Origin of the sequence: Citrobacter sp. CK198, from assembly GCF_030333295.1 — a bacterium.
GTDB lineage: Bacteria > Pseudomonadota > Gammaproteobacteria > Enterobacterales > Enterobacteriaceae > Citrobacter_B > Citrobacter_B koseri.
This window is the reverse complement of record NZ_JAOWGE010000034.1, coordinates 129,216-151,834: the sequence shown is the minus strand read 5'-3', so window position 1 is coordinate 151,834 and position 22,619 is coordinate 129,216. Positions and strand designations below refer to the sequence as shown.

Annotated in this window: 22 protein-coding genes; 4 read left to right on the top strand and 18 right to left on the bottom strand. The window is 57.6% G+C overall.

The window, feature by feature from the left end; all coding sequences use genetic code 11:
* The first annotated feature begins 151 nt into the window (after positions 1-151).
* Entirely contained in the window at positions 152-1,021 is an 870-nt protein-coding gene (gene amiA / locus OGY62_RS15815; RefSeq protein ID WP_071258031.1) for an N-acetylmuramoyl-L-alanine amidase AmiA, read from the top strand.
* A gap of 2 nt (positions 1,022-1,023) precedes the next feature.
* Entirely contained in the window at positions 1,024-1,923 is a 900-nt protein-coding gene (gene hemF / locus OGY62_RS15810; RefSeq protein WP_110493969.1) for an oxygen-dependent coproporphyrinogen oxidase, read from the top strand.
* A gap of 118 nt (positions 1,924-2,041) precedes the next feature.
* On the opposite strand, the gene eutR is transcribed toward hemF, so the two are convergent.
* The 18 genes from eutR to maeB all read right to left on the bottom strand — a co-directional run bounded on the left by eutR (position 2,042) and on the right by maeB (position 19,356).
* Positions 2,042-3,094, bottom strand: coding sequence for an HTH-type transcriptional regulator EutR (gene eutR / locus OGY62_RS15805; RefSeq protein ID WP_012131341.1), 1,053 nt, complete (start codon positions 3,092-3,094; stop codon positions 2,042-2,044).
* A 44-nt stretch (positions 3,095-3,138) separates the two neighbouring features.
* The gene (gene eutK, locus OGY62_RS15800; RefSeq protein WP_286460273.1) at positions 3,139-3,636 is read right to left on the bottom strand and encodes an ethanolamine utilization microcompartment protein EutK; all 498 of its coding nucleotides are present in this window, start codon (positions 3,634-3,636) and stop codon (positions 3,139-3,141) included.
* Between the two features lie 11 nt (positions 3,637-3,647).
* Positions 3,648-4,307 (bottom strand): ethanolamine utilization microcompartment protein EutL, encoded by a 660-nt coding sequence (eutL, locus tag OGY62_RS15795; protein ID WP_047462132.1) that lies wholly within the window; start codon positions 4,305-4,307, stop codon positions 3,648-3,650.
* A gap of 9 nt (positions 4,308-4,316) precedes the next feature.
* Positions 4,317-5,222 carry an ethanolamine ammonia-lyase subunit EutC gene (gene eutC / locus OGY62_RS15790; protein WP_012131338.1) on the bottom strand — a complete coding sequence of 302 codons (906 nt, stop codon included), beginning with the start codon at positions 5,220-5,222 and terminating at the stop codon, positions 4,317-4,319.
* Between the two features lie 20 nt (positions 5,223-5,242).
* Entirely contained in the window at positions 5,243-6,604 is a 1,362-nt protein-coding gene (gene eutB / locus OGY62_RS15785; RefSeq protein ID WP_012131337.1) for an ethanolamine ammonia-lyase subunit alpha, read from the bottom strand.
* A gap of 11 nt (positions 6,605-6,615) precedes the next feature.
* Positions 6,616-8,019 (bottom strand): ethanolamine ammonia-lyase reactivating factor EutA, encoded by a 1,404-nt coding sequence (eutA, locus tag OGY62_RS15780; RefSeq protein ID WP_012131336.1) that lies wholly within the window; start codon positions 8,017-8,019, stop codon positions 6,616-6,618.
* Entirely contained in the window at positions 8,016-9,242 is a 1,227-nt protein-coding gene (eutH, locus tag OGY62_RS15775; protein ID WP_047462122.1) for an ethanolamine utilization protein EutH, read from the bottom strand. The genes eutA and eutH overlap by 4 nt, the downstream gene beginning before the upstream one ends.
* A 123-nt stretch (positions 9,243-9,365) precedes the next feature.
* Positions 9,366-10,553, bottom strand: coding sequence for an ethanolamine utilization ethanol dehydrogenase EutG (eutG, locus tag OGY62_RS15770; protein ID WP_012131334.1), 1,188 nt, complete (start codon positions 10,551-10,553; stop codon positions 9,366-9,368).
* A complete protein-coding gene (gene eutJ, locus OGY62_RS15765; protein WP_049010551.1) occupies positions 10,543-11,382 on the bottom strand; it encodes an ethanolamine utilization protein EutJ in 840 nt (279 codons plus the stop codon). The genes eutG and eutJ overlap by 11 nt, the downstream gene beginning before the upstream one ends.
* A 36-nt stretch (positions 11,383-11,418) precedes the next feature.
* Positions 11,419-12,822 carry an aldehyde dehydrogenase family protein gene (locus OGY62_RS15760; protein ID WP_115608979.1) on the bottom strand — a complete coding sequence of 468 codons (1,404 nt, stop codon included), beginning with the start codon at positions 12,820-12,822 and terminating at the stop codon, positions 11,419-11,421.
* 11 nt (positions 12,823-12,833) lie between these two features.
* Positions 12,834-13,121, bottom strand: coding sequence for an ethanolamine utilization microcompartment protein EutN (eutN, locus tag OGY62_RS15755; protein ID WP_024130131.1), 288 nt, complete (start codon positions 13,119-13,121; stop codon positions 12,834-12,836).
* A 144-nt stretch (positions 13,122-13,265) separates the two neighbouring features.
* Positions 13,266-13,556, bottom strand: a complete 291-nt coding sequence (gene eutM, locus OGY62_RS15750) for an ethanolamine utilization microcompartment protein EutM (protein WP_000387720.1) — start codon at positions 13,554-13,556, stop codon at positions 13,266-13,268.
* Between the two features lie 39 nt (positions 13,557-13,595).
* Positions 13,596-14,612, bottom strand: a complete 1,017-nt coding sequence (gene pta, locus OGY62_RS15745; RefSeq protein ID WP_012131330.1) for a phosphate acetyltransferase — start codon at positions 14,610-14,612, stop codon at positions 13,596-13,598.
* Positions 14,609-15,412, bottom strand: coding sequence for an ethanolamine utilization cob(I)yrinic acid a,c-diamide adenosyltransferase EutT (gene eutT / locus OGY62_RS15740; protein WP_012131329.1), 804 nt, complete (start codon positions 15,410-15,412; stop codon positions 14,609-14,611). Before eutT ends, pta begins: the two co-directional genes overlap by 4 nt.
* Positions 15,413-15,421: 9 nt before the next feature.
* Entirely contained in the window at positions 15,422-16,111 is a 690-nt protein-coding gene (gene eutQ / locus OGY62_RS15735) for an ethanolamine utilization acetate kinase EutQ (protein ID WP_012131328.1), read from the bottom strand.
* Entirely contained in the window at positions 16,089-16,568 is a 480-nt protein-coding gene (eutP, locus tag OGY62_RS15730) for an ethanolamine utilization acetate kinase EutP (RefSeq protein ID WP_012131327.1), read from the bottom strand. Before eutP ends, eutQ begins: the two co-directional genes overlap by 23 nt.
* Positions 16,569-16,581: 13 nt before the next feature.
* Positions 16,582-16,917: an ethanolamine utilization microcompartment protein EutS gene (gene eutS / locus OGY62_RS15725; protein WP_047462111.1), complete on the bottom strand. Its 336-nt coding sequence runs from the start codon at positions 16,915-16,917 to the stop codon at positions 16,582-16,584.
* Between the two features lie 159 nt (positions 16,918-17,076).
* Positions 17,077-19,356, bottom strand: a complete 2,280-nt coding sequence (gene maeB / locus OGY62_RS15720; RefSeq protein ID WP_012131325.1) for an NADP-dependent oxaloacetate-decarboxylating malate dehydrogenase — start codon at positions 19,354-19,356, stop codon at positions 17,077-17,079.
* Between the two features lie 278 nt (positions 19,357-19,634).
* On the opposite strand from maeB, the gene tal reads away from it, so the two are divergent.
* Entirely contained in the window at positions 19,635-20,585 is a 951-nt protein-coding gene (tal, locus tag OGY62_RS15715) for a transaldolase (RefSeq protein WP_047462108.1), read from the top strand.
* Positions 20,586-20,605: 20 nt separating this feature from the next.
* The gene (gene tkt, locus OGY62_RS15710; protein ID WP_286460272.1) at positions 20,606-22,600 is read left to right on the top strand and encodes a transketolase; all 1,995 of its coding nucleotides are present in this window, start codon (positions 20,606-20,608) and stop codon (positions 22,598-22,600) included.
* Positions 22,601-22,619 lie beyond the last annotated feature (19 nt).

Here is a 22,619-nt window from a genome sequence, read left to right as displayed (position 1 = left end):
AATATCTGACGCGAAACGGCGAAAAAAATGGCATAATGACGGATTGTCACGTATTGAAATGAAAAGTAAAACAATTCTCATCACGAACAGTCGTAACGGATTACGCGATACGATATAACATCTGGAACTCAATTTTCACAACTCAGGCTGTATGAGCACTTTTAAACCCTTAAAAACTCTCACATCGCGCCGCCAGGTGCTGAAAGCCGGGCTGGCGGCTCTGACGCTGTCGGGCATGTCGCACGCCATCGCTAAAGAAGAAGCGCTAAAGACCAGTAATGGTCACAGCAAACCGAAGGCCAAAAAAGCAGGCGCCAGACGCATTGTTGTTCTCGATCCCGGCCACGGCGGTATCGACACCGGCGCGATTGGTCGCAACGGCTCGAAGGAAAAACACGTCGTGCTGGAGATCGCCAAAAACGTGCGCGCGATTTTGCGCAACCAGGGGATTGATGCGCGCCTGACACGCACGGGCGACACCTTTATTCCCCTGTACGATCGCGTGGAAATCGCCCACAAGCACGGCGCGGATCTGTTTATGTCCATCCACGCAGATGGCTTTACCAACCCCAGCGCCGCAGGAGCCTCGGTGTTTGCGCTTTCTAATCGCGGCGCCAGTAGCGCCATGGCGAAATACCTCTCCGACCGTGAAAACCGCGCCGATGAAGTCGCGGGGAAAAAAGCGACCGATAAAGATCATCTGTTGCAGCAGGTATTGTTCGATCTGGTGCAAACCGACACCATCAAAAACAGCCTGACGCTGGGATCGCATATTCTTAAGAAGATCAAGCCGGTGCATCGTCTGCACAGTCGCAATACGGAACAGGCGGCGTTTGTGGTACTAAAATCACCGTCAATTCCCTCCGTACTGGTAGAAACCTCATTTATCACCAACCCGGAAGAGGAGCGTCTGTTAGGCACCACCGCATTCCGGCAGAAAATCGCCACCGCGATAGCCAATGGCGTGATCAGTTATTTCCACTGGTTTGATAACCAGAAAGCACACTCGAAGAAACGGTAATCATGAAACCCGATGCACAACGCGTAAAACAGTTCCTGCTCAGCCTTCAGGATGATATTTGCCAGCAGTTAGCCGCCGTTGATGGCGCTGATTTTGTTGAAGATAGCTGGCAGCGCGACGCGGGTGGCGGCGGGCGCAGCCGGGTACTGCGTAACGGCGGTGTCTTTGAGCAGGCTGGGGTAAATTTCTCCCATGTTCACGGCGACGCGATGCCCGCCTCCGCGACGGCACACCGCCCGGAGCTGGCTGGGCGCAGTTTTGAAGCGATGGGCGTGTCGCTGGTGGTGCATCCGTTGAATCCGTACATTCCAACCAGCCATGCCAATGTTCGCTTTTTTATTGCGGAGAAGCCCGGCGCGGAGCCGGTCTGGTGGTTTGGCGGCGGTTTCGACCTGACGCCCTATTACGCGTTTGAAGAGGATGCCATTCACTGGCACCGCACGGCGCGGGATCTATGCCAGCCCTACGGCGAGAACGTCTATCCGCGCTATAAAAAATGGTGCGACGATTACTTTTTCCTGAAGCATCGCGATGAGCAGCGCGGCATCGGCGGGCTTTTCTTCGACGATCTGAACACGCCGAATTTCGACAGCTGCTTTCGCTTTATGCAGGCGGTAGGCAAAGGCTATACCGATGCTTTTCTGCCAATTGTCGAGCGGCGTAAAGCAATGGCCTGGGGCGAGCGCGAACGTCATTTCCAGCTTTATCGCCGGGGCCGCTATGTGGAGTTTAATCTGGTGTGGGATCGCGGCACGCTGTTTGGCCTGCAAACGGGCGGACGCACCGAGTCCATTTTGATGTCGATGCCGCCGCTGGTGCGCTGGGAGTACGACTGGCAGCCGGAAGAAGGCAGCCCGGAAGCGGCGCTGAGCGAATTTATCAAAGTCCGCGACTGGGTATAATTTACCTGGCCGCGTTTTTGCCTGATGACAGCTAACGCCTTATTCGGCCTACAACTGCAACGGTAGCGCCCGTAGGCCGGATAAGACGCAAAGCGTCGCATCCGGCACAATAATGTCATCACATCCACTGGCGCATACGCTGATGCAGCGTCAGCGACGGTTTTTCGGCAAACAGCTGCTGGTAATCGGTCGCGAACTGCCCCAGATGCCAGAACCCCCACTGCATTGCCGCCTCTTTGACCGTCGAACTTTGCGACCACGGGCTGATCAGCTCCCGCCGCACCGCGTTTAATCGAATCCGCTTCAGCCACGCGTTCGGGCCAATCCCCAGAATCGCGTGAAACGCGTTTTGCAACGTGCGGCGGCTGACGTGCAGCTGATTGCACAGATCGAGTACCGTCAGCGGCTCCGACATATTCTCCAGCACGTATTCCCGCGCGCGGGACAGCAATTTTCGATAGCTCTGATGGCTGACGCTTTCTGCCGTTATAATCGGCTGCGCTTCTTCCAGCATCGTCCCCATCGCCAGCAGCAGGTTATCCCCCAGCACTTTACGCACCGCATGCTGATGCAGGTTTTCCGGGTTCTCGCTGAACGTCGCCAGCGCCTGCTGGACAAAGCCCCACAGCGCCGCTTTATGCTGCTCTTTCACCTCCAGCGCAGACTGGTTACGCAGCATATGCAACACCCTTTCCGGGTGATGCAGGAAATTGGCCTGCCGGGTAAGCACCTCCTCCGAGATAACCACGCCAAGGATGGTGTAATCATCCGGCGTGCTCAGCTCAAACTCCGTCCCGCCAGGACGGGTGGCGATCTCCGCGCTGCCAATGCACTGCGTGCCGATAAAACCTTGCTCGCCGCGCGTTGCCGGAATACCGAACCAGAAGGAGTTCGGCCAGACCAGGCAAGACTGACGCAGCGCCAGACCGGTGTACTCACGGAACACCTGAATTTCATCCAGCAGGATTTCCGTGAATTCCCCATGAAATTTACCGGGATGCAGCTGATCGTAAATCTGCTGCCAGGCGGTTATCGTCAGGGCGTGTTCATAGACGTCCGTTGTCAGCCGCTGGTGAACATTATCCACCTCAACCAGAGGCGTAAGTTTAACGTCTTCGGGTAACGCTTCATGATAAAGATGGTGCAAGTTTGCTGTACGAGTCTTTTTCATGATCTTCAAAGCCGGGGCGCAACGTCCCCGGCACCTCCGACAGGTTATACTTTCTTCAGACGATAGCGACTACTGCGTTTACGCAACGCCCCGTCAGAAAAGAGTTGCTCCAGCGCATTTCTGGCGCGCTCCAGTGACCAGCCAAAATGCGCGGCCACCTCCCCTGCCGTCATTCCCTGACGTACTGATGCTAATAACGTCAACAGCGCTTCTGAGGATTCAGAGGTAACAGGCGCATCTGGCGTCTTTCCGACTTTCGTTGGCTGGCGCTTAAAGCCGCCGATCAGCCACTGGGTGTCGTCTTCCGGCCGCCCAATTTCTTTGCGGCTGATAACACGGCCCGTGCGTTGTGCTGCGGCGCTTCCGGCATCCAGCGCCGCGCGACACGCCGCCAGATCGCCCTCCACCACCAGCGTCAACCGGCCGGGATCGAGCACTTCGTGGCTGAGCAATCGCACATTGGCGGCTTTCAGCATGGCGTCCGCCGCATCAACGGAGGCAACCATGCCATCCACTTCCAGTAATCCCAGTGCATTGATCATCGCTACCTCTCTTACGCGCGCTGGACGGGATTACGGGCAATATCCAGAACGGCATCGGTAAAGGCGTTGCAGGCGGCTTTACAGGCGGCCTGGCTCCCCGTTAAAAACGCCGCAGAGTAGTTGGTTTCTGACGGCGGCGGCACGTAGGTCACCAGTTGGACATCGGCGGATTTCATCGCCGCATCAATGCCAAACGTCGCTTCCAGCGGCGGCGCCACCAGATAGGCGATAGGATCGCCCAGCGCGATGCCTGAGGTTGATGAGAGATAAGACCCGGTACGCGAAACCACATGCGCCAGGAATGCTGTATCTTCCGCATCGTTGGCCCACTGGAACGCTGCGCCGCCTTCAATATGCGCCACCATCGCATCCAGACCCGCCCGCACTTCCGCCGGGTTCGGGCCGCCCAACATAATCAAGACTTCACCGGCCGTCGGCGACGGCCCGTGGGCCGCTCCGGCATACAGTGAACGGCCATACACCACTTCCACCATCGCCTGTTTTGTCGCTTCGTCTGCCGCAATATACGTTACGTCATCAGAGTCTGCCGTGATGAGACCGAGGCTACGTATATGTGACGGTAATTTAAGCTCACGCGCGAAACCGTCATTCACCGAGGCAATCACGCGCATTGCGGTGACCGACGGTCGAATCAAATCTAATGCTGGCATGTTGCCTCCTTAACGGGTCATATTGATGCCGGATGCTTTCTGCTCCAGCATACGTTTCGCCAAATCCACAATTACCGCTGCGGCTTCAACCGGCGGCGTGCCGCCCTGGTGAATATTCGAAATACAGGTACGATCCGCTTCAACGGTGGTTGCCACCCGTGGTGAGTAAACCGCATAGCAGGAGAGGCTTTCCGACTGACCTAAGCCAGGACGCTCACCCACCAGCAGAATCACCACTTTCGCGCCAAGAATTTCGCCGATCTGATCTTCAATCTTCACGCGGCCATAGCGTACAAAGAACGGCGTCCCGACTTTCAGCCCCGCCTGTTTCAGGCCAGAGAGCAGCGGCGGCAGGATCTCTTCGTAGTTGGCAGTAATCGCATCCGTCGATAAACCATCGGAAATCACCACCTGGACATCCGGGCTGGCGACACACTGCGCTTTTAGCGCGTCAATGGCCTCCTGACTCAGACGACGCCCCATATCCGGGCGGGTCAGGTAGAGGTTTTTGTCGCTGATTTCCGAACGAACTTCCAGCAGCCCCTGTGCTTTCACCCACTCTTCCGGCACCTCTTTCAGGACGGTATCTTTCGAACGAGAGTGATCCGCCAGGAAGCGCAACAGCGCCAGGGTGCGTGGACGTGGGCCAGCGCGACCGGTACACACGCGCGCAGCGGTGCTGCGGCGCAGTTCGGCCAACACATCTGCGCGATGCGGATTCTCCACGCCTACCCAGGCTTTCGCCTCAGCCGATCCTAAATCCAGCGCGCAGCTTTCCGCCGCTGAAGGCGCTGAAGGTGCGGCACATTGTTTAGCGCTACAGGCTGGCGCGGATTCTGCGGGGGCCTGCGGCTGCGACTCGCCCATTGACGCCATTACACTGCGTACAATTTCTTCAATCTGTTTTTGATCCATCGTATGTCATCCCCGCGTCATCAGAAGAACAGTGACGGATCGCCCGCCCGCTTGGTCAGGCGACCGTTTTCCATAATGCCCATCGTTTCCAGCCAGCGCTCAAACTCCGGCGACGGACGCAGGTTGAGTAACTGACGTACCGTTGCGGTATCGTGGAATGCGGTGGTCTGGTAGTTGAGCATGATGTCGTCGCCGAGCGGCATGCCCATAATGTAGTTACAGCCTGCGGTAGCGAGCAGAATCATCAGGTTTTCGTTGAGGTTCTGATCGGCGTCGGCGTGGTTGGTGTAGCAGCAGTCGCAGCCCATTGAGATGCCGCTCAGCTTACCCATAAAGTGATCTTCCAGACCGGCGCGAATAATCTGCCGGTCATTGTAGAGATACTCCGGCCCGATAAAACCGACCACCGTATTCACCAGGAACGGATCGTAGTGCCGCGCCAGGCCGTAGTTACGCGCTTCCATCGTCACCTGGTCGGCGCCGAAGTTGGCCCCAGCCGAAAGCGCAGAACCCTGCCCGGTTTCAAAGTACAGGCAGTTTTCCCCGGCGATACGGTTGAACTCCGCGCCGACCGCACGCGCTTCATCCAGCATCGCCAGCTCCACACCGAACTCTTTTAATCCTTTTTCACTGCCGCAAATACTCTGGAAAATCAGCCCGCCCGGCGCGCCGCGACGAATGGCTTCAATCTGAGTGGTGACGTGCGCCAGCACGCAGCCCTGCGTCGGAATATTGAACTTGTCGATCACCCCGTACACGGTATCCAGCACGCGACTTAAGTTTTCCACGTCGTCCGTTACCGGGTTAACGCCAATCACCGCATCGCCTGCCCCGAAAGAGAGCCCTTCATAGATTTGCGCGGCGATACTCTGTACATCGTCACGGGTATCGTTCGGCTGCAAACGGCAGCTAAAGGTGCCCGGAATACCGATGGTGGTATTGGCCTTTTTGATCACCGGCATCTTCTTACCACCGTAGATCAGGTCGGCGTTGGAGCAGATCTTCGCGACCGCCGCCACCACTTCCGAAGTCAGCCCTTTACGCGTAAACGCAATGTCATCCACGGAAGTTTCATCACTCAGCACATATTCACGCAGCTCACTGATGCTCCAGTTTTTAATGCGGTTATAGGCCGTTTCATTGACGTCGTCCTGAATCAGACGCGTCACGCAGTCCTCTTCATAGGAAATCACCGGGTTGTTGCGAATATCCGCCACCGACATTTCCGACAACACTTGTTTCGCGGCAACGCGCTCCTGTGAGCTTTCAGCCGCAACACCTGCCAGCACATCCCCCGAACGCAGTTCGTTGGCTTTTGCCAGCACCTCTTTTACATCCTTAAACTGATAAACATTGCCGAACAATGTGGTCTTTAGTTTCATAAGTCGTTCCCTCAGGAAGGAAATGCGAGTGATTTCACCGTCACCGGCACAACCGATCCGCCAAAAAGAGGCGTACCAATGTCGATATAGTCCCCCGCCCGGACGCTCACTTCGTCAATGACCGCCAGCGGGTGTTGCTGTAACTGTGGGCGCAATAACATGCCCAGGGCTTTGCCAAAGTCCTGCTCGGCCACCACCAGCAGGGGATGCGGATTGGGAAAACGCGCGGTAAACGCCAGCAGCGCGTCGATGACCGTGAGTAATGCCGCGTAGCGCACCGGAAGCCGGGCGGGAAGCGCCAGCACGTATGCGTCAGTGCCAGGGTCGAGATCGAGCTGAGTCAGCGCCTGTTCCCAGGCGGCCACCAGTTCGTTTTCATCTTGTGGAATCGCCACCGGCAGGTTGCGCAGCGGCAGCGCAACCCCCTCCAGCCAGATGGTGCTGCCGGACAGCGACAGCGTGTGCGCCCCCGCGCCAATCACCGTGGCGCGCACGGTTTGCGTCGGGAACTGCACGTTCATCTCACGCAGGCGCGGGTGCTCATGCAGCGCCGTCGCCAGCAGCGGGCCGACATCAGAAAAGCAGAACGGATCGGCAGGCTGATTGCGGTAGCACTCCCCGACGCCACCGGAAAGGGTGATCACTTCCGGTTTCACCCCTGCGGGCAGTAATCCGGTTTGCATCAGCGCCTGCGCCAGCGGCGAAGGCTCGCCGTCAATGATTTCGACAATCAAATCCGCCATCCGCCGCACGACCTGCGCCAGCTGTGTGGCATTGAGCGAGCGGGCGTCAGTGCCCGCGCCGAACACCGCCTCAACGATCATCTGCCCCGGTTTATGCGCATGCACCACCCGCCCCTGACCGTCCGTTTCCAGCAATCTGCCGCCCACGTTCAGACAGGCGGAGCCGCTCACTTTTCCGGCGTCAAACAGAACATAGTTCGAAGTGCCGCCGCCGATGTCGATGTTGAGCACGCGACACAAACGCTGTTCAGACAGGGTCTGCGCCCCCGCGCCGTGCCCGGCAATCACCGATTCCAGATGCGGCCCGGCGCTGGCGACGACAAAATCGCCGAGAGACTGCGACAGCGCCATCACTGCCGGACGCGCATTGCGGGTTTTCGCGCTTTCGCCGGTAATGATGATCGCCCCGGAATCCACCGTCTCCGGCGCAATCCCCGCCGCCTGGTACTGAGCCAGAATCAGCGCCTTAAGTTCGGCCTCTTTCAATCCGCCCTGCTTATCCACAGGGGTAAAAAAGACCGGGCTTTGCCAGCTAATTTCGCGTTTGATAAATTCATAGCGCGGCACCTGCGACACTGCCGCACGGTTAACCAGCTCAAGGCGTGAGAAGATCACCTGAGTGGTGGTGGTGCCGATATCGATACCGACGCTCAGTAGCTGGCGAGTGTTCACGACTGCGCCTCCACTTCCGTTTCTGCCGGAACATCTTCATCTTTGGGCACCAGCATCATCGCCACGCCAATCGCCGTCACGCCGCCGATCAGCTTGCCGACAATCATCGGGAAGATCATCGCGTTCATGTTGGCGGCCGCAAAGCCTAAGTGGTCGCCCAGCGCAAAGGCAGCGGAGACCGCAAAGGCGCAGTTGATCACTTTGCCGCGGGTATCCATCTGTTTCATCATGCCGAACATCGGAATATTGTTCGCCAGCGTCGCGACCATGCCGCCTGCCGCCATATTGTTGATTTTTAACAGGCCGCCAACGCGCATCAGCGGTTTTTCAAACCAGCGGGTCAGCAGAAGCACCATCGGATAGGCGCCGAGCAGAACGCAGGAGATGGAGCCGATCACTTCAATGGCGCGCATCACTTCGCCAGGCTGGTCGCCAGGGGACATGAAGATCGGGTCAAGACCTGGGATCAGCTCCCATCCCAGCAGGAATTTAATCACCGCAGCCGCCAGGCCAATAGTGATCAACGCCACCAGGAATTTAGCGAAGATCTGGAAACCGCTGATCATTTTCTCCGGGATAAATTTCAGTCCCAGCGCAACCAGCACCGCAACGATGATCACCGGGATCATGTTCATCAGGATCAACGCGAAGGTGAACTCCACCGGTTGCCCGTTGATCTCCACGCCGGAGTACATCGCCACTAAACCACCGGCGATACAACCAATGGGAATGGTAACAATCCCCGCCAGCACGCCCAGCGCCAGGTAGCGGCGGTCAGACGGCTCGATAATGCCGAGCGCCACCGGAATGGAGAAGACGATCGTCGGCCCCATCATCGCCCCCAGGATCAGGCCGGAGTACAGCCATGCCGCCACATCGCCGCCCGCCAGTTCTTTGGCGAGGAAGAAGCCGCCCATATCGCAGGCCAGCAGCGTTCCGGCGAACATCGACGGGTTCGCGCCGAGCATTTCATACAGCGGGATAATCACCGGCCCGAGCAGCTTCGCCAGCACCGGCGCCAGGGCGGTCATACCGACCATCGCCAGCCCCAGCGCGCCCATCGCCATAAAACCTTCTTCAAACTGACCGCCCGACCCCTCGATGCTCTTACCGAATTTACCGAGAAAACGCGCCGAACCGCCAAACTGCGACAGGATCCTGTCCACGGCGGCAATCAGCATAAAGAACATCATGATGTACATGATGATTTCGTTAATTCCCATAGCCCTATCTCCATTTGCCAGGTGTTTCGTAGGCCTGATAAGCGCAGCGCCATCAGGCAATAGTGCCGCGTTTTTGCCGGATGGCGGCGCGAACGCCTTATCCGGCCTACATCCTGGTATGCTTTATTGTGCCGCCGCGTACAGGTCGATAATCTGTTCCTGCGTGGCGGTTCGTGGGTTACTGCGAATACAAATATCTTCCAGCGCGCCTTGCGCCCACGCGCTGTAATGCGCGGACGTCGCGCCAACATCGGCGAGGCGTTTTGTCAGCCCGGTTTCAATAATCAGTTCGCTAACTGCGCCGATCGCGTCGCGATCGTCCGCTTTCTTGTTGAGTAACGCCCGGCCGATATGGCTGAACCGTTCGCGACACACCATGCGGTTAAATCCCATCACCGTCGGCAGCAACATACTGTTCGCCTGGCCATGCGGAATATGCAGCGTCGCGCCCGGCTGGTGCGCCATCGCATGACACAGCCCCAGCCCCGCGCTGGAAAAGGCCATCCCCGCCATGCAGGACGCCAGCAGCATGTTTTCCCGCGCCGCCATGTCGTGCCCGTTCCCCACCGCTTTCGGCAGCGACTTGCCGATCATCGCAATAGCGCCAATCGCCAGGCTGTCGGTAAACGGCGTGGCATTCAGAGCGCTATACGCCTCAACCGCATGGGTCAGCGCGTCAATCCCGGTCATCGCCGTTACGTGAGAAGGCACCCCTTCCGTCAGCGCCGCATCCAGAATGGCGACGTCCGGCATCAGCGAGGCATGCGCCAGAACTTGCTTGCGCCCGCTTACCGCATCAATAATCACCGTCACGTTGGTGGTTTCCGACCCCGTCCCCGCCGTCGTCGGCACGGCAATCAGCGGCAGACGCGGGCGCAGTACGCTCTGCGCCGTCATATCCGCCAGCGTCTGCCCCGGGTTGGTAAAGAGCAGCGCTACGGCTTTTGCCGCATCCAGCACCGAGCCGCCGCCAAACGCCACCACGCCGTCACATTTTGATTCGCGCAGCTGCGCGACCGCCGCGCAAACGTCAGTGATCGAAGGTTCTCCCACCGGGCAGGGCCAGATGCTCATCGCCACGCCTTTCATCGCCAGACTCCGTTCAAGCCCGGCGGTCATCCCTGCCTGATGCAGAAAACTGTCAACCATGACAAACAGATGCGTCAGCCCGCGCGTTTGCGCTTCCTGCCCGCAGGCGCTGAGCGCCCCCAGGCCGCACAGCGTGACGGGCGGAACGCTGAACGTTTTTATCCGTTGCAGATTCAGGGTATCGAATGCCTGAAAGAGCGCGGTCTGCAATTCACTTTGCATAGATCCCCTCCGCTTTTTCTTTTCCGCTGTTGGCAATCGCCAGCGGCGTCATAAACAGGCTGTGTTCAGGTAAATGCACCCGCAGTTCCGGGAAGCGTTTACGGAATAGTTCATCCACGCCCGGTTGCATACAGGAGCCGCCCGCCAGCCACAGATCGGCTATACCTTGCCCTTCGATATGCCGGGCAACAATCTCCGCCATCTTTTCGTACACCGGTTTTACCACCGGCCAAATCTCCCGGGCGTTGCTGCGCTTGAACTGCTCAGCGTCTTCCAGTTCGATGCGGCGGTTTCCGGCCAGCGTCAGGGAAATATGGTGTCCGCCGGTCGCTTCATCAGCGGAGTAAGTCACCTTGCCTTGCTTCACAATGGCGATCCCCGTCGTACCGCCGCCGATATCCACCACGCCCGCGTTATCCAGTCGCAGCAGATCCGCCACGGCGGTCGGCTCATCCAGCACATGGCTGACCTCCAGCCCGGCGGATTCCAGAACATTGATGGAGATACGCGGGTCGGTGCCTGGCGGAAATGAGGTCGCCGCGTGGGTGAACTGGCAGCCAAGCTGGCGTTCGAGCGTGTCGAGATGGCGACGCACGATGGTGACGGCGCCGAAGAAGTCCCAGACGATGCCGTCACGCACGACGTCAGCCCAGTCCAGACAAACGGCGACTGGCTGCACGTCGCGGTCGACAACCATCGACACCACATCGCACGTCCCTAAATCAATACCCAGCCACAGCGGCGAATCGCTGGCGACGGGATGCTGATTACATAGCTCAGCGGCTTTCTGGAGTCTCGGCGTCAGCCAACGTTGTTCATCGTGCGCCATCTCTTTTCTCCTTATAGACAGTCTGCGGGGCCGGTATCAGACGATGCGAAACGCATCTACCAACACGCAGCGACGCAGACGCACGAAGGTGCGCGCGCTGGTCACCCCTTCCCCGGTTGGCGTAGTAATGGTCATGGTGGTCCAGCCTTCGCCGCCCAGACCAAGCCCGGCGATACACGGCCCGTTCTTGACGAAGATGCTGGTATCAATGGCGTTTGCCATCCGGTTCATGTTGTCGATGTTGCGCGAGTGCATCGCCGCCGTATGGTGGCAACCGCCTTCCAGCGTGACCGCCAGTTCAATGGCCTCTTCTACGTTGGCGACCCGCACCACCGGCAGTACCGGCATCATCAGTTCCGTGACCGCGAACGGGTGCGTGGCAGGCGTTTCCACAAACAGCAAGCGCGTTTGCTCCGGCACCGTCAGCCCAATCGCGGCGGCGATTTTGGCGGCATCACGCCCAACCCAGTCGCGGCTGACCGTTCCTTTGCCACGCTCGTCGATATTTTTCAGCAATACCGGCTGAAGCTGTTCGGCCTGTGCGGCGGTGAGTTTCACCGCATGCTGCCCTTCCATCAGGTGCATCAGTTCATCGGCAACGCTATCGACAACAATCAGCACCTTCTCGTCGGCGCAAATGATGTTGTTATCGAAGGATGCGCCTTTGACGATGGACTGCGCGGCACGCGCCAGGTCAGCGGTTTCATCCACCACCACCGGCGGGTTCCCGGCGCCTGCGGCAATCAGACGTTTGTTGGTGTGTTTACGGGCAGCTTCAACGACCGCTTCGCCGCCGGTCACCACCAGCAGACCGATACCGGGATATTTAAAGAGGCGCTGGGCGGTTTCGATATCCGGGTTCGCAACGGTCACCAGCAGGTTAGCCGGGCCGCCTGCGGCAACAACCGCCTGGTTAAGCAGCGTAATGGCGCGCTGAGAAACCTTTTTCGCCGCCGGATGCGGCGCAAAGACCACGCTGTTGCCTGCGGCAATCAGGCTGATGGCGTTGTTAATCACGGTTGCCGCCGGATTGGTGGACGGCGTAACCGACGCCACAACCCCCCACGGCGCATTTTCAATTAAGGTCAGACCGTTATCGCCGGTCAGTACCTGCGGCGAGAGGCATTCCACGCCCGGCGTACCGCGCGCCTGCGCCACGTTTTTCGCTAATTTATCTTCGACGCGTCCCATGCCGGTTTCTGACACGGCAAGTTCCGCCAGTTCTCTGGCGTGCTTTTCACCCGCCTCACGTATCGCATGAATAGCGAGCTGGCGCATGGCCACGCTCTTCAGCCCCTGCTGAGCCACTTTCGCTGCGGCAACGGCGTCATCCAGGGAGGCAAAGACGCCCATTTCATGAACGGCGGCGGCAGGTTGACTGCTGTCTTTCATTTTCAGCAATACCGCTTTTACCACCTGTTCAATATCCTGTTGATTCATGATGTTCAGTCCTATTTATGGAAAACGACTTTCCCGCCAGCCACCACTTCATCGACAATACCAATCACGCACAGATCGACAGGTGAGGATTCGCTCCGATGCGCCTGGCGGGCAGAACTGCCGCTAACCAGCAGCACCCACTCCCCGGTTCCCGCCCCAATGCTGTCGATTGCAACGGCGCACTGCCCGTCGGGATTCCCTTCGGCATCAATCATTTTCACCATCAGCAATTTGTCATGCGCGAGTCCTTCATGGCGCACCGTACAAACAATTTGTCCTGTGACGACTGCCAGCTTCATACCCGCCTCCATGTGTTGTGTGTTGCGTGCCGAAACTGTAGGCCGGATAAGCGAGGCGCCATCCGGCATCGATGCCATCTCATTGCCGGATGGCGACGCGTTTGCGTCTTCTCCGGCCTACACGATCAGACGTAGCCATCCAGCTTAGATATTGCTGTCACCTTTGAAGCTGATCGGGAACACCTCTTCCAGATCGCCGTGCGGGCGCGGAATGACGTGTACGGAAACCAGTTCGCCAATGCGCTGCGCCGCTGCGGCGCCGGCATCAGTAGCGGCTTTGCACGCTGCCACATCGCCACGCACCATCGCGGTGACCAGACCGCCGCCAATCTGCTTCACGCCAACCAGTTTCACGCGTGCTGCTTTAACCATCGCATCAGAGGCCTCAATCAATGCAACCAGGCCCCGGGTTTCAATCATTCCTAATGCTTCCATTGTGTTTTCCTCTTCGGTAAGGGGGTCCAGACGGGACCTTTATACAACCAGTGTTTGCGAGTCGTGTTCACGACTCACGTCAGTCTGGCGCGGCACTGCTGCCACCAACGCCAGTTCGATAATTTCCTGTACGCTACAGCCTCGGGAGAGATCGTGAAGCGGTGCGGCAAGCCCCTGAATCAGCGGCCCAACGGCGCGATATCCTCCCAGACGCTGGGCGATTTTGTAGCCAATGTTGCCCGCTTCCAGTGACGGAAAGACCATCACATTGGCTTTGCCCTGTAACGGACTGGCAGGCGCTTTTTGCGCGGCGACGTCCGGGACAAAAGCGGCGTCGAACTGCAACTCGCCGTCAACAATCAAATCCGGCGCGCGCTCGCGAACGATCTCTGTCGCCTGCTGCACATTGGCGACATTGGGGTGACGCGCGCTGCCATGACTGGAGAACGACAGCATGGCGACCCGAGGCTCCTCTCCGGTAATGGTTCGCCAGGTCTGCGCGCTGGCGATGGCGATATCCGCCAGTTGCGCCGCCGTGGGTTGCGGCACCACGCTGCAATCGGCGAATCCCAGCGCCTGCCCGGTGTACTGCGGCAGCATCAGGAAGATCGACGACAGCGTTTTACAGCCCGGCTGCAAACCGATCAGGCGTAGCCCTGCCCGCAGCACGTTCGCTGTCGAAGAGAGGTTGCCGGCAATGCACACATCGGCATGACCTGCGCTCACCATCGCGGCGGCGAACATCAGCGGGTCGTTCAGTTTTTCCAGCGCATCCGGCGGTGTTTTCTCTCCCGCCCGCGCCAGCCAGCGCCCGGCGAACACCTCGCGCATAGACAGATTGCTCTGTGGGTCAATCACCTGAATGCCATCCATCGCGATACGGTGAGTGAGCGCAAACTGGCGTAGCGCAAACGGGCTGGTGACAAGAACCGGTCGCGCCAGACCATGCCGTTGCAGATAGTGCGCCGCCTTCAGGACACGGACATCCAGCGCATCCGGGAAGACCACCCTGGCGGGCGCGCGTAAGGCCTGTTCGCGGCAACGTTCAATGATCATTGCTCCCCTCCCAGTCGCTGTTGAATCTGGCTGACGGTGAGCGGATGCTTCGTCACGCACAAAATCATCATCACGTAGACCGTACTGGAGAGGCGGTTCAACGCCTGTAGAAGATCCGGGCGCAGCACGTCAAAATTGCGGGTGATAAAGACCTGAGCGGCCACGACTTCCGTCTCACGCACTTTGGTACGCAGCAAATTCAGCAGCGCGGCATCGCGGCCGTGGCTGGCTTCCGGCACCAGATGATCGTGATCGAGATAGCGCAGCGGCTGATGGGACAGACGATGCAATTCGTCTTCGTTTAGCCCCACAATGGCCTGCGCGGCCAGCGGTTCATCCATCGCATCGGCACGCATGATGTTGCCCAGGCGGGAACGAATGTCGGCAAGCCAGGGCTGCCACTGCTCCGGCAACTCAATTTGCAGCCACACCACCAGCGCGATGGTGCTGTCCAGCGCGGCGCGAAATCCCAGGCGCGGATCGCTTTTCGCAACCATTTTGTCGGCGGTCAGGTGGGTCAGCGTATCGGGCTTTTTCGCCACCGGTTGGCGACACAGTTCGCAGCACGCCTTAGGGTGCGTATCGCTGCTGGTCAAACCGTGCACCGGCTGTAATTGCTGCTCATCGTCATCGACGAAAAGACGGCCTTGCTCATCCAGAAACTTGATGCGCAAATGGCGGCTTTCCAGCAATTCCCGGGCAGATGGCGTCAGGCGAGCGTCAGCGGGAAGATGGATCTCCGCTCCTTCGCTGAGCGTATGATTCGCTCTGAGCCATGCTTCGGTAATGAAATCCTTCATACATCCGCCTTAGCAGGACTGCCAGTTCGCAGGCCAGGCAACGTATAAGAAGCGCACGGTCGACGGTGTGCCAAACTCAATGCTGGAGCCTTTCGGGATAAACATCACGTCCCCGGCTTTCGCGATCATGGTTTCGCCTTCATGACGCACATGCAGTTCGCCCTCCAGTACCATATCGATCTCGTCGTAGTTCAGCGTCCACGGGAAAAACGCGTTATCCCACTGCATGAACCCGGCTGCCATGCTGCTGCCGTCCTTGTCGGTAACCAAATCCGTTAAGCCGACGCAGTGGGGCTGCGCGCCGTCGAAACGACCAAACTTCACGCTGCTGCCGTCGATCACTTTTACGCCGCCCTTGCCAGTGACCGACTTAAAGCCCGGCTGCATGTCAGCCTGCTCCAGCGACTGTTTTTCCTTCATCACTTTGTCCATCAGTTGCGCGACCAGGCTTTCGGTAAACTGCCCTTCCGGCAGCTGCGCGATGATGGTTTCACGAATGCGCTGACTTTCGGTTTTCGCGTCTTCCACCGGCGCGACAGCCGGTGCCGATTCGTCGCATTCCACGATCGTGAAGTCCAGCAGTTCCGCAACTTCGCGGGCTTCCGGGGTAATGATGCTGGCGCGCAGAACAACCGACATTTCCTGTTCGCCGCGTGCGTGAGCCGCACGAATATCGTTAGCTGTGATGAGTTTCTTCACCTGCGCCTTCCTCCTGTTCGGTGAGTGCTGCCAGATAATCCACCAGGTGCTGCACACTTTGCGGGTCATGGCTGTTGAGCTCGAAAATCGGCTCCTGAAATCCCAACCCGCTCAGTAGCTGTCGCGCGGCGGCGACGTCGGCATCCGGCATGTCCGTTTTGCTGATGACGGCGATGTGTCGTTTACTGGCGCCAATATCCAATAACCCGGCGGGTAAGCGACTTTCGCGGTCATTTGCCGCATGTACATAAATCAGCGTATCCACATCCTGTAGCGTGGTAATTAAGGCGTGATACCAGCGAGGATGGCTAAAATATTCTCCCGGCGTATCGATATCGCCGTTGTCATTAAATTCCACGGCTTGTGTTTTTCGGGCGAGGGAATAATTTCCCTGCAAGGCGTTAAAAAGCGTTGTTTTCCCCGCGCCAACGGTGCCGACAAACGCAATACGTTTCATTGCCGCCCCCCAATTAACTTTTTGTTAATTCGCACAACGTGAAATTTAATAAGCGTCCCAGCCCGTTGACCGTTTGCAATAAGGCTTCTTCGACGGCGCCAACGGAGCCATAAATCACCAGCGCGCCGCTGAATCTATCGAGAAAACCGATATGAACATCGGCAGCTTTCATGGCTAAATCGCCCGCGATCATCGCCGTTTCCCCTGGCGTTAGCGTCATGATGCCGATGGCGCCCGCTTCGGGAACGCCGATCTTTTTCGCCAGTTCTTCACCCGGGTGGGCAATCAGATGCGCCAGCGTGACCTGTTTCCCCGGCACAAATTCCTGAATAATGCGTTCTTTATCCATTGCTCACCGCCTCCGCTGAAACTGACCTCATCGTGGCAATTTTTTGTCAGAGTAAATAACAAAATTCGGCAAGCAGATTTAAAAGGTGAAGTAGATCACTAAGAAAGGAGGAAATAAAAAAGCGCGGGGAACCCCGCGCCGGAATGAATTAAAGTGAAATTACAGTGGCTGCGTTTGCGCTTCGACCACCGCCAGCGCCACCATATTAACGATACGGCGAACAGAAGCGATCGGCGTTAATACATGCACCGGTTTGGCAACGCCCATCAATACCGGCCCTACCGTCACGCCTTCCGAGCTGGAGACACGCAGTAAGTTGTAACTAATACGCGCGGCCTCCACGTTAGGCATAATTAAAATATTCGCCGCCCCTTTCAGCGGGCTGTCCGGCATTCTGTCGTTGCGAATGCTTTCGACCAGCGCGGCATCACCGTGCATTTCGCCGTCGATCATCAGCTCAGGCGCGCGTTCGCGTACTAACTCCAGCGTCTGACGCATTTTGCAAGCAGCGACCGACTTAGACGAACCAAAGTTGGAGTGCGACAACAGCGCCACCTTCGGCTCAATACCAAAGCGGCGCACCGTTTCCGCAGCCATTAACGTAATTTCCGCCAGTTGCTCCGGCGTCGGATCGTCATTGACATAGGTGTCGGCGATAAAGGTGTTGCCGCTCGGCAACAGCAAGGCGTTCATCGCCCCCGCCGCGTGGACGCCCTCACGGTAGCCAAACAGTTCCTGCACCACGCTGAAGTGTTCGTGGTATTCGCCGATGGTGCCGCAGATCATCGCATCCGCTTCACCGCGCAGAACCATGATCGCGCCAATCACCGTGGTATTGCTGATCACCGCCCGCTGCGCCTGTTCCTGCGTCACGCCACGGCGTTTCATGATCTTATAGTATTCACCCCAGTACTCTTTGAAGCGCGGATCGGATTCATTGTTGACGATCTCAAAATCCACACCCGATTTGATCTGTAGCCCCAGCTTCTGAATACGCATTTCGATCACGCTCGGGCGACCAATCAGGATCGGTTTCGCCAGACCTAACGTAATCAGCTCCTGCGTCGCATGCAGGACACGCGCCTCTTCCCCTTCCGCCAGCACCACGCGCTTCGGCGCTTTACGGGCCAGAGAGAAGATTGGCTTCATGAACAGGTTGGTTTTGTAGACAAATTCGGTCAGCTTATCGATGTAGGCATCGAAATCAGCAATCGGCCGAGTCGCCACGCCGGAGTCCATCGCCGCTTTCGCCACGGCAGGCGCAATCTTCACAATCAGGCGCGGGTCGAACGGTTTTGGAATGATGTATTCCGGGCCGAAGCTCAAGTCCTGATCGCCATAGGCGGAAGCGACCACTTCGCTTTGTTCGGCGTGCGCCAGCTCGGCAATGGCGTGTACCGCCGCCAGTTTCATCTCTTCGTTGATCGCGGTTGCGCCGACATCCAGCGCGCCACGGAAGATGAACGGGAAGCAGAGCACGTTGTTGACCTGGTTCGGATAGTCGGAACGTCCGGTACAAATGATGGCGTCTGAACGCACCTCTTTCGCCAGCGGCGGCAGAATTTCCGGCTCCGGGTTCGCCAGCGCCAGGATCATCGGCGCACGCGCCATTTTTTTCACCATCTCCTGGGTCAGCACTTTCGGGCCGGAACAGCCCAGGAAAATGTCTGCCCCGTCGATCACATCATCCAGCGTGCGTTTGCCGTCATCCACCACCGCATAGGCCGCTTTGGTCTCCACCATGTTGGGTTCGCGATCTTTATAGATAACGCCTTTCGAGTCACAGACCACGATATTGTGTTTCTGCATCCCCAACGCCACCAGCAGGTTCATACAGGCGATTGCCGCCGCCCCTGCCCCGGAAACCACCATCCGCACGTCAGAGATATTTTTTTCCACCACGCGCAGGCCGTTAAGAATAGCGGCGGTGCTGATAATCGCCGTTCCGTGCTGGTCATCATGGAATACCGGAATATTCATGCGCTCACGCAGTTTCTGCTCGATATAGAAACATTCAGGCGCTTTAATATCTTCGAGGTTAATCCCGCCGAACGTCGGCTCCAGCGCGGCAACGACATCAATGAATTTATCCGGGTTATGTTCATCGACTTCAATATCAAACACGTCGATGCCCGCGAATTTCTTAAACAGAACGCCCTTACCTTCCATTACCGGTTTACCGGCCAGCGCGCCGATGTTGCCCAGGCCGAGCACCGCCGTTCCGTTAGAGACCACCGCGACCAGATTGCCGCGAGCGGTGTATTTGTAAGCCGCCAGCGGGTCTTTTTCAATTTCAAGACACGGCGCCGCTACGCCTGGCGAATAGGCCAGCGCCAGATCGCGCTGTGTGGCAAGGGGCTTGGTCGGGGAAACCTGGATTTTACCTGGAACGGGAAATTCGTGGAAATCGAGGGCGCTTTGTTTTAATTGGTCATCCATCTTGTTGTTCCTTTCACGTATCGATCAAAAAAGTGGCGCGGGTAACCTCTGGTGCGCCGCACATTATCACCTCCCTGCGCGGCATAAACTTTGAAGGTAGCCATACTCTCACTACTCAAAGAAAGAATTTGTTATCAATTTATAGCATCCATGTTACCCGCTTAAACCCGCATTACCATGCCTGTCTGCTATGCTTTTTTGTTGTGTACTGCATGAATTTCTCAGAAGTGTGAATCAACGCACTCACCTAACGCTTTACTTTTCAAGGAGTATTTCCTATGAACCAGTTAGACGGCATCAAACAATTCACCACTGTCGTGGCAGACAGCGGCGATATCGAATCCATTCGCCATTATCAGCCTCAGGACGCCACCACCAATCCCTCGCTGCTGCTAAAAGCGGCTGGCCTTGCGCAATACAGCCATTTGATTGATGACGCGATCGCCTGGGGCAAGAAACGCGGTAAAACCCAGGAGCAGCAGGTCGCCGAGGCCAGCGATAAACTGGCCGTCAATTTCGGTGCGGAAATTCTGAAAATCGTCCCCGGACGGGTCTCTACGGAAGTGGACGCGCGCTTATCCTTCGATAAAGAAAAAAGTATGCAGAAGGCCCGCCACCTGGTTGACCTCTACCAGCAGCAGGGCGTGGAAAAATCGCGCATTTTAATTAAGCTCGCGTCAACCTGGGAAGGGATACGGGCGGCGGAAGAGCTGGAGAAAGAAGGCATCAACTGTAACCTGACGCTGCTGTTCTCTTTTGCACAGGCGCGCGCCTGCGCGGAAGCAGGCGTTTTTCTGGTTTCGCCGTTTGTCGGGCGTATCTATGACTGGTATCAGGCGCACAGCCCGATGGACCCCTACGTCGTGGAAGAAGATCCGGGGGTGAAATCGGTACGTAATATCTATGACTACTTCAAACGCCACCGCTACGAAACCATCGTCATGGGAGCCAGTTTCCGTCGCACCGAGCAAATCCTGGCGCTGACAGGCTGCGACCGCCTGACCATTTCTCCCAACCTACTGAAAGCGCTACAAGAAAAAGAAGAGCTGGTGATCCGCAAACTGGTGCCGTCATCGCAGACGTTCCATCGCCCGACCCCGATGACCGAAGCGGAATTCCGCTGGGAACATAATCAGGACGCGATGGCCGTTGAGAAACTGTCGGAAGGTATCCGCCTGTTCGCCGTTGACCAACGCAAACTGGAAGACCTGCTCGCCGCCAAACTGTAAACCTTGCCACGGAGTGATTTATGTCCCGAAAAGACCTTGCCAATGCCATTCGTGCGCTCAGTATGGATGCCGTACAAAAAGCCAATTCCGGTCATCCCGGCGCGCCGATGGGCATGGCGGATATTGCTGAAGTGCTGTGGAATGATTTTATCCGCCACAACCCGACCGACCCCACCTGGTATGACCGCGATCGCTTTATTCTTTCCAACGGCCACGCGTCAATGCTGCTCTACAGCCTGCTGCACCTGACCGGCTACGATCTGCCAATCGAGGAGCTGAAAAACTTCCGTCAGCTCCATTCAAAAACGCCGGGGCACCCGGAAATCGGCTATACGCCAGGCGTTGAAACCACCACCGGGCCATTGGGTCAGGGACTGGCGAATGCCGTCGGTCTGGCGATTGCCGAACGCACGCTGGCCGCGCAGTTTAATCAGCCCGATCATGACATCGTCGATCACTACACGTATGTCTTTATGGGCGATGGCTGCCTGATGGAGGGGATTTCGCACGAAGTCTGCTCGCTGGCGGGTACGCTGGGGCTGGGCAAGCTAATCGGCTTCTACGATCACAACGGCATCTCAATTGATGGCGAAACCGAAGGCTGGTTTACCGACGATACCGCCAAACGGTTCGAAGCGTATCACTGGCATGTAGTGCATGAGATCGACGGGCACGATCCCGAAGCCGTGAAGAAAGCGATTCTTGAAGCGCAGAGTGTGAAAGACAAACCGTCGTTGATTATTTGCCGGACGGTAATCGGCTTCGGCTCACCGAATAAAGCCGGGAAAGAAGAGTCTCACGGCGCGGCGCTGGGAGAAGAAGAGGTGGCACTGACCCGCCAGAAACTGGGCTGGCATCACCCTGCTTTTGAGATCCCGAAAGAGATTTACCGAGCCTGGGATGCGCGTGAAAAAGGTGAAAAAGCGCAGCAGGCATGGCAGGAGAAGTTCGCGGCGTATCAGAAAGCGTATCCCGATCTGGCAAGAACGTTTACCCGACGAATGCGCGGCGAGTTGCCAGAGTCCTGGGAAACCACGACGCGAAAATACATTGCTGAATTGCAGGCCAACCCGGCCAAAATCGCCACCCGCAAGGCATCGCAAAATACGCTGAACGCCTACGGCCCAATACTGCCGGAACTGCTCGGCGGCTCGGCGGATCTCGCGCCCAGTAACCTGACTATCTGGAAAGGTTCGACGTCGCTGAAAGAAGATCCGGCCGGGAATTACATTCACTACGGCGTGCGCGAATTTGGTATGACGGCTATTGCCAACGGCATTGCCCACCACGGCGGATTCGTGCCTTACACCGCGACCTTCCTGATGTTTGTGGAATACGCCCGTAACGCGGCGCGAATGGCGGCGTTGATGAAAGCCCGGCAGATCATGGTTTATACCCACGACTCTATCGGGCTGGGTGAAGATGGGCCGACGCACCAGGCCGTGGAGCAACTGGCCAGCCTGCGTCTGACGCCAAATTTCAGCACCTGGCGTCCGTGCGATCAGGTTGAGGCGGCAGTCGGCTGGAAGCTGGCGGTTGAGCGCCATACCGGCCCGACGGCGCTGATTCTCTCAAGGCAGAATCTGGCGCAGGTGGAGCGTACCCCGGAGCAGGTGAAGGAGATCGCCCGTGGTGGTTATGTGCTGAAAGACAGCGGCGGTAAGCCGGATGTGATCCTGATTGCCACCGGGTCTGAAATGGAAATCACCCTACTGGCGGCGGAAAAGCTGACCGGAGAAGGCCATAACGTCCGGGTGGTGTCCCTGCCTTCGACGGATATTTTTGATGCTCAGGATGAGGCGTATCGCGAATCCGTGCTGCCGTCGAACGTTGCCGCTCGCGTGGCGATTGAGGCGGGCATTGCCGACTACTGGTACAAATATGTCGGGCTGAAAGGCGCGATTGTCGGGATGACGGGATATGGCGAATCGGCCCCGGCCGAAAAACTGTTCCCTTATTTCGGCTTTACGGTCGAGAATATCGTCGAAAAAGCGCATAAGGTGCTTAAAGCGTGAAAATGGATGAGTGGGTCGG